Annotated in this window: 6 protein-coding genes; 4 read left to right on the forward strand and 2 right to left on the reverse strand. The window is 66.9% G+C overall.

All coding sequences use genetic code 11. The annotated features are described in order from the left end of the window. Both ACRDUX_RS36840 and ACRDUX_RS36845 read left to right on the forward strand, forming a co-directional pair. The coding region (locus tag ACRDUX_RS36840; RefSeq protein WP_526421815.1) for a catalase family peroxidase at positions 1-844 on the forward strand (844 nt) is incomplete at its 5' end. Beyond that, complete coding sequence (locus ACRDUX_RS36845) at positions 834-1,412, forward strand: cytochrome b (RefSeq protein ID WP_526421817.1); 579 nt, start codon at positions 834-836, stop codon at positions 1,410-1,412. The genes ACRDUX_RS36840 and ACRDUX_RS36845, both read left to right, overlap by 11 nt. Here ACRDUX_RS36845 and ACRDUX_RS36850 read toward each other — a convergent pair. After that, the gene (locus ACRDUX_RS36850) at positions 1,401-2,255 is read right to left on the reverse strand and encodes a patatin-like phospholipase family protein (protein ID WP_526421819.1); all 855 of its coding nucleotides are present in this window, start codon (positions 2,253-2,255) and stop codon (positions 1,401-1,403) included. The two genes, ACRDUX_RS36845 and ACRDUX_RS36850, sit on opposite strands and share 12 nt — an antisense overlap. 65 nt (positions 2,256-2,320) lie before the next feature. On the opposite strand from ACRDUX_RS36850, the gene ACRDUX_RS36855 reads away from it, so the two are divergent. Next, positions 2,321-3,364, forward strand: coding sequence for a zinc-binding dehydrogenase (locus ACRDUX_RS36855; RefSeq protein ID WP_526421821.1), 1,044 nt, complete (start codon positions 2,321-2,323; stop codon positions 3,362-3,364). A 30-nt stretch (positions 3,365-3,394) separates the two neighbouring features. On the opposite strand, the gene ACRDUX_RS36860 is transcribed toward ACRDUX_RS36855, so the two are convergent. Beyond that, positions 3,395-4,450 (reverse strand): NAD(P)H-dependent amine dehydrogenase family protein, encoded by a 1,056-nt coding sequence (locus ACRDUX_RS36860; RefSeq protein WP_526421823.1) that lies wholly within the window; start codon positions 4,448-4,450, stop codon positions 3,395-3,397. 224 nt (positions 4,451-4,674) lie between these two features. Between ACRDUX_RS36860 and ACRDUX_RS36865 the strand changes: the two genes are divergently transcribed. Beyond that, positions 4,675-5,849, forward strand: a 1,175-nt coding sequence (locus ACRDUX_RS36865; RefSeq protein ID WP_526421825.1) for a thiolase family protein, incomplete at its 3' end; no start/stop codon positions are given.

Genomic DNA, 5,849 nt, shown 5'->3' on the forward strand with positions numbered 1-5,849 from the left:
CTCAGCAGGTGTCGAGGTGTCGAGGGCCGCGGTCTTCGACCACGGCACGGTGCCGGTGATCGCCCGCTTCTCGATGTCCGGCGGCGTGCCCGACGCGGCCGACAAGCCCGCTACCGTGCGCGGACTCGCGATTCTGTTCCGACTGCCGAACGGTCAACAGTGGCGGACCGCCATGGTCAACCTGCCGGTGTTTCCCGACAGCACACCGGAGGGCTTCTACGAGCGCATTCTCGCATCGAAACCCGACCCGGCGACCGGCCAGCCCAATCCACGGGCGATGACCGCATTCCTGGCGCGACATCCCGAGACCGCAGCGGCGATGAAGGTCATCAAGAACTCGCCGCCGAGTCCCCGTTTCGCCGACAGCACCTTCCGCGGTCTCAACGCCTTCATCGCGACCAATCACGGTGGAGCATCCGTACCCATCCGATGGACTGCCGTGCCGGTCGATCCGGCTACCGAGCCCGGCATGGGTTCTGGCGGAGACGACGACTTGTTCGACACCCTCATCGATCGGGTACGTCGCGGCCCGGTGAGTTGGCGCTTGATGCTGATACTGGCCGAACCGGGTGACCCCACCCACGACGCCACGCTCGCGTGGCCTGCGCAGCGGCGCACCATCGAGGCCGGCGTCATCACCATCGACCGAGTGCACACCGAGTCCGCGGACAACGCCCGCGACGTCAACTTCGATCCGCTGGTCCTGCCGGACGGTCTCGGCCCTTCGGACGACCCGCTGCCACGTGCCCGATCGGCGGTCTACGCCAGATCGTTCGATCGCCGTTCCCGAGAACCCAAGTCGCCCAGCGAAGTCGACGTCGAGGAGGTGGACCGTGGCCTCTGAGGCTCCTGCGGCCGCACCGCCCAAGTTCACCCTGGTTTCGCGGCTGCTGCACTGGTCGATGGCGGTGATGGTGATCGGGCAGTTCTTCCTCGGCATCGCGATGATCGCCGCGCTCGTCTACTACCCGCTGCTGCTGGCAGTCCACCGGGTGCTTGGCATTGCGATCCTGGTCTTCGCTGTCGTCCGACTGGTGAACCGGCTGACCCACCACCCACCGGCGTTCCTGAAGACCATGGGCCCGCTGGAGCGCAAGGTGGCGACGTGGTCCGAACGCCTGATGTACGCGCTTCTCGTAGCCCAACCGCTGGTCGGCTGGGCCATGCTGTCGGCGGCCGATTCGCCAGTCACGTTGGTCGGCCCGCTGCACCTGCCCGGCATCGCGCCGCACGGAATCGCGCTCTATGCCGTGCTGCGAACGGCGCATACCGTGTTGGCGTATCTCCTGTTCGCGACGTTCACGGCACACATCTGCGCCGTGGCGTTCCACACCGTCGGTTTGCGTGACGGCTTGCTGAACCGCATGACCATCTGGCCAAGCCGAGCCGCGCAGCGCTGGCTAAAGCCCTAGGAACCGCGCGATCCGCGGCGCCTCCCGTCGGCCCTGTTCCCGGCCGGCGTTCGCCGCGGGGATTCGGCACGCCGGATCGAGTGGGTTGGGACCGAATGCGGCGATCGACGCGTCGTCGGCGAACACCGACAGCACGTCACCGTCGAATGCAGCGACCTCGGCCGTCGCTCCGTCGCCGAACGGCGATGGTGACGTCTCACTCGACGGCACCAGAACCACCACCGCATCGCAGTCCGATGCGACCGTCATGTTGACGATGCTGCCGACGCCGCCGTCCATGAAGCGGCGATCGCCGACGGTCACGGGCGGCCACGCGCCAGGGACCGCACAGCTCGCCGCCACCGCGTCGACGAGCGGGATGCCCGAGCCGCGGTCGATGACCACCAGTTCGCCGGTGGCGACGTCGATGGCCGTCACCCGCAGTACGCGTTCGGGCCACTCGCGAGAGGGCAACCGGCGTGCGATCACGTCCCGTCGCACCGACTCGGGCACCGTGTCGGTGGCCAGCGCGATCGCGCCGATCCGCTGGAGTTGCTGCTCCCTGGTGGCGTTCGGCGTCGTCAACGCACTCGTGAACAGGGCGGTGATCTCCTCGACCCCGACCCCCGGGTCGATCTCCGGCGAGCTCTCGGCGATCTGCCTGGCGAAGAGCTCGCCGAGGTCAGTCCCGCTGCCGAGTTGAGCCGCGACCGTCGAGCCCGCCGACGTGCCGAGCAGCACGTCGGTGGCCAGCAGTGCGCGGGCGGCGTCGGGCACCTCGTCGGCGATCCCGCACAGGATGCCCGTCTCCCAGGCGATGCCTGCCAGTCCTCCGCCTGCAAGCACTAGCCCACGTTTCGTCATGGAAGCCGAGTGTGCCAGGTGGCCAAAACGTAGGGTTCAGTACCACCACGCGACGAAGGAGCGACATGGTTGACACGATGAGGGCGCAGCGCTTTTACGCTGATTCCAAAGAGATTGCCGTAGAAGATGTTCCGATCCCCGAGCTGGGCCAGGGAGAGGTCCTCGTCAAAGTGGCGTTCTGCGGCATCTGTCATTCGGATCTGAGTCTGATCAACGGCACCTTTCCGTCTCAGCAGGCAGTGGTGACGCAGGGCCACGAGGCGTCGGGGACCATCGCCAAGCTGGGTCCCGGGGTCACCGGGTGGGCCGTGGGCGACCGGGTGGTGGTAGCCGCGGGCCGTCCGTGCCTGGAGTGCGTGAACTGCAGACGCGGCGACGTGTCGAACTGTCTGCGCATCCGCCTGATGGCGTTCGCCTACGACGGCGCATGGGCGGAATACACGGTGGCGCAAGCGTTCGGGCTGACCAGGGTTCCCGACAACGTCACGTTGGAACACGCCGCGATCCTGGCCGACGCGGTCTCCACGCCGTACGGCGCCGTCGTCCGCACCGGCAAGGTCGGCATCGGCGAGTCGGTGGGCGTGTGGGGTGTCGGCGGAGTCGGCACGCACGTCGTACAGCTGGCCCGCCTCGTCGGCGCGGCCCCGATCATCGCCGTCGACATCAAGCCCGCCGTTCTGGACCGCTCACTGGCCCTCGGGGCCGACTACGCGTTCGACGCGCGCGACGACGCCCTTCACGACAAGATCTCCGAAGCCACCGGGGGTCGCCAGCTCGACGTGGCGTTCGACGCCGTCGGGCTGAAGTCCACGTTCGAACAGGCCCTGGGCAGCCTGACCGTCGGCGGGCGCCTCGTCGGCATCGGCATGAGCGCCGATGCGCCCACGATCGGTCCGACGGCGATGTTCAACCTGTTCAAACGGCAGGTCCTTGGACACCTTGGCTATCAGAACGCCGACATCGGGACCTTGGCCAGTCTGGTGTCCCTGGGACGGCTGGATCTGTCGCGCTCGATCAGCGAGATCGTGTCACTGGAGGACGTCGCCAAGGGCATCGAGAAACTCGAGAAGGCCGACGGCGACCCGATCAGGATCCTGGTCCAGCCGTGACGGAGCTGACGACGAGCGGCCCGACCGGCTTCAGCGGAGGCGGGGCGCCGCCTTGCCGCTGATCAGCGGCAGGTCGAGGTACGTGGCGATACCCGGCTCGGCGGCACACACCGCAGGGACCGAGTTCACGCAGTGCGCGGCGGTCGCTACGATCCCGTTGTTGCTCTCCAGCCCCTCTTCGACGGTCTCGGGCTGAAAGCCCTTGATGGTGACGGTGAAGTCTGGGTTGCCCTTCACCTCCATCTCGTACCGCTCGCCCGCAGGCCCGAACGTCCACGCGGGATCGAGGTTCTCCTGCCCCATGAACCAGTTGACGGTGACGCGGACGACGACCTCGTCGCCGACGAGTGCCTCCCAGTGGAACTTGCGCCCGGCCACCTGTCCGGGCTGGATGGCGCCCATCGGAGTGTCGATGGGCGCCGTGGCGACCGAGATCTCCTGGGTAGCTCGGATCTTCGGGTCGGCGTTGAAGCCCATCTCGTCCACGCACATCCGCACCGACTGGATGAAACCGCCGTCGAGCAGCTTCTGCATCGGACCGGTCAGCGCCTTCTCGGGGGTGTCGCCGAAGCCCATCACGTAGCGCAGGACGTCGGGTGCGTCGTAGGTCCGCAGATCCGAGAACTCCTCGGCCCGAACGAATGTCACGCCGGTCGACATGATCGAGAACAGCAGCGGAAACTTCTCGCTGATGCCGCCGGGCGCGATGCCGGTTCCGTGCAGGGTGACACCACCGTCGAGTGCGGCGGCGCGCATCGGCCCCGCCTCCTTCTCCCCTGGGTAGAACCAGCCAACGGGCGTGACGACGTTCTTGCCGGATCGCAGCAGCGCGATGACCTCGTCTGGGTTGGGCATCAACGGCGAGTAGATGACGGCGTCGGCGTCCAGAGCGAGGATCGCGTCGACGTCGTTGGTGGCGGTGACCCCCAACGGCCCGACACCCACGATCTCCCCGACGTCCTTGCCGCTCTTGGCTTCCGAATGCACCCAACATCCGGCCAACTCGAGGTCGGGGTGTTCGAGCACACCCTTGATGGCGGCGATACCGACTCCGCCCGTCGCCCACTGCACCACTCGCAACGTCACCCGGCACTCCTCTCGGCACGAAAACTAGAACACGTTCTACTTAGGTGTACACCAGTCGGCATCGCTGGACTGCGCAATCAGCGGGATCGTTCTCCGACTTCGGCATCCCGGCCGGCGCGAGGGCACGATGTTTGGCCACTACCGCTGAACTCGACTCAATCTATTCGGCTGGCCCACCCGCTGTTATGTTGCAACCAAGCGCAACGCAGCGAAGGGTATGAGCCATGGCCACCAACAAGACCAGAGTCTTCGTCGTCGGCGTCGGAATGACGAAGTTCGAGAAGCCGGGCCGTCGTGAAGGCTGGGATTACCCGCAGATGGCCAAGGAGTCGGGCACCAAGGCGCTCGAGGACGCGGGCATCACCTACTCCGAGATCGAGCAGGGCTACGTCGGGTACTGCTCCGGGGACTCGACGTCGGGCCAGCGCGCGCTCTACGAGTTGGGCATGACGGGCATCCCGATCGTCAACGTCAACAACAACTGCTCGACCGGGTCGACGGCCCTCTACCTCGCCGCGCAGTCCATCCGCGGCGGCCTGGCCGACTGCGTCATCGCCCTCGGTTTCGAGAAGATGCAACCGGGTTCACTCGGCGGTGGCGCCCAGGACCGCGAGTCGCCGCTTGGCCGCCACGTCAAGGCGCTCGCCGAGATCGACGAGTTCGCGTTTCCCGTGGCGCCGTGGATGTTCGGGGCCGCCGGGCGCGAGCACATGAAGAAGTACGGGACGACGGCCGAGCACTTCGCAAAAATCGGCTACAAGAACCACAAGCACTCGGTGAACAACCCGTACGCGCAGTTCCAGGAGGCGTACTCGCTCGACGACATCCTTGCCGCCAAGATGATCTCCGACCCACTGACCAAGCTGCAGTGCTCCCCCACCTCCGACGGGTCCGGCGCGGCAATCGTGGTCAGCGAGGACTACGTCGCCAAGCACGGGTTGGCCGGCCAGGCGGTCGAGATCGTCGGCCAGGCCATGACCACCGACTTCGCCAGCACCTTCGACGGCAGCGCGGCCAACATCATCGGCCACGACATGAACGTCAAAGCCTCACAACAGGTTTACGACCAGTCCGGGCTAGGACCCGAAGACTTTCAGGTCATCGAGTTGCACGACTGCTTCTCGGCCAACGAACTGCTGCTCTACGAGGCGCTTGGACTGTGCAGTGAGGGCGAGGCGCCCAAGCTGATCGACGACGGCGACACCACCTACGGCGGACGGTGGGTGGTCAACCCGTCGGGCGGGCTGATCTCCAAGGGTCACCCGCTTGGGGCCACCGGGCTGGCTCAGTGCGCCGAGCTGACCTGGCAGCTGCGCGGCACCGCCGACAAGCGTCAGGTCGACGGCGTCACCGCCGCGCTGCAGCACAACATCGGCCTCGGCGGCGCCGCCGTCGTGAC

The sequence above is a fragment of the Mycobacterium sp. genome, from assembly GCF_050701675.1.
Lineage (GTDB): Bacteria > Actinomycetota > Actinomycetes > Mycobacteriales > Mycobacteriaceae > Mycobacterium.

Coding starts and splice junctions, on each gene's coding strand:
- ACRDUX_RS36850 (WP_526421819.1), bottom strand. CDS start 2,255: ATGACGAAACGTGGGCTAGTGCTTGCAGGCGGAGGACTGGCAGGCATC.
- ACRDUX_RS36855 (WP_526421821.1), top strand. CDS start 2,321: ATGGTTGACACGATGAGGGCGCAGCGCTTTTACGCTGATTCCAAAGAG.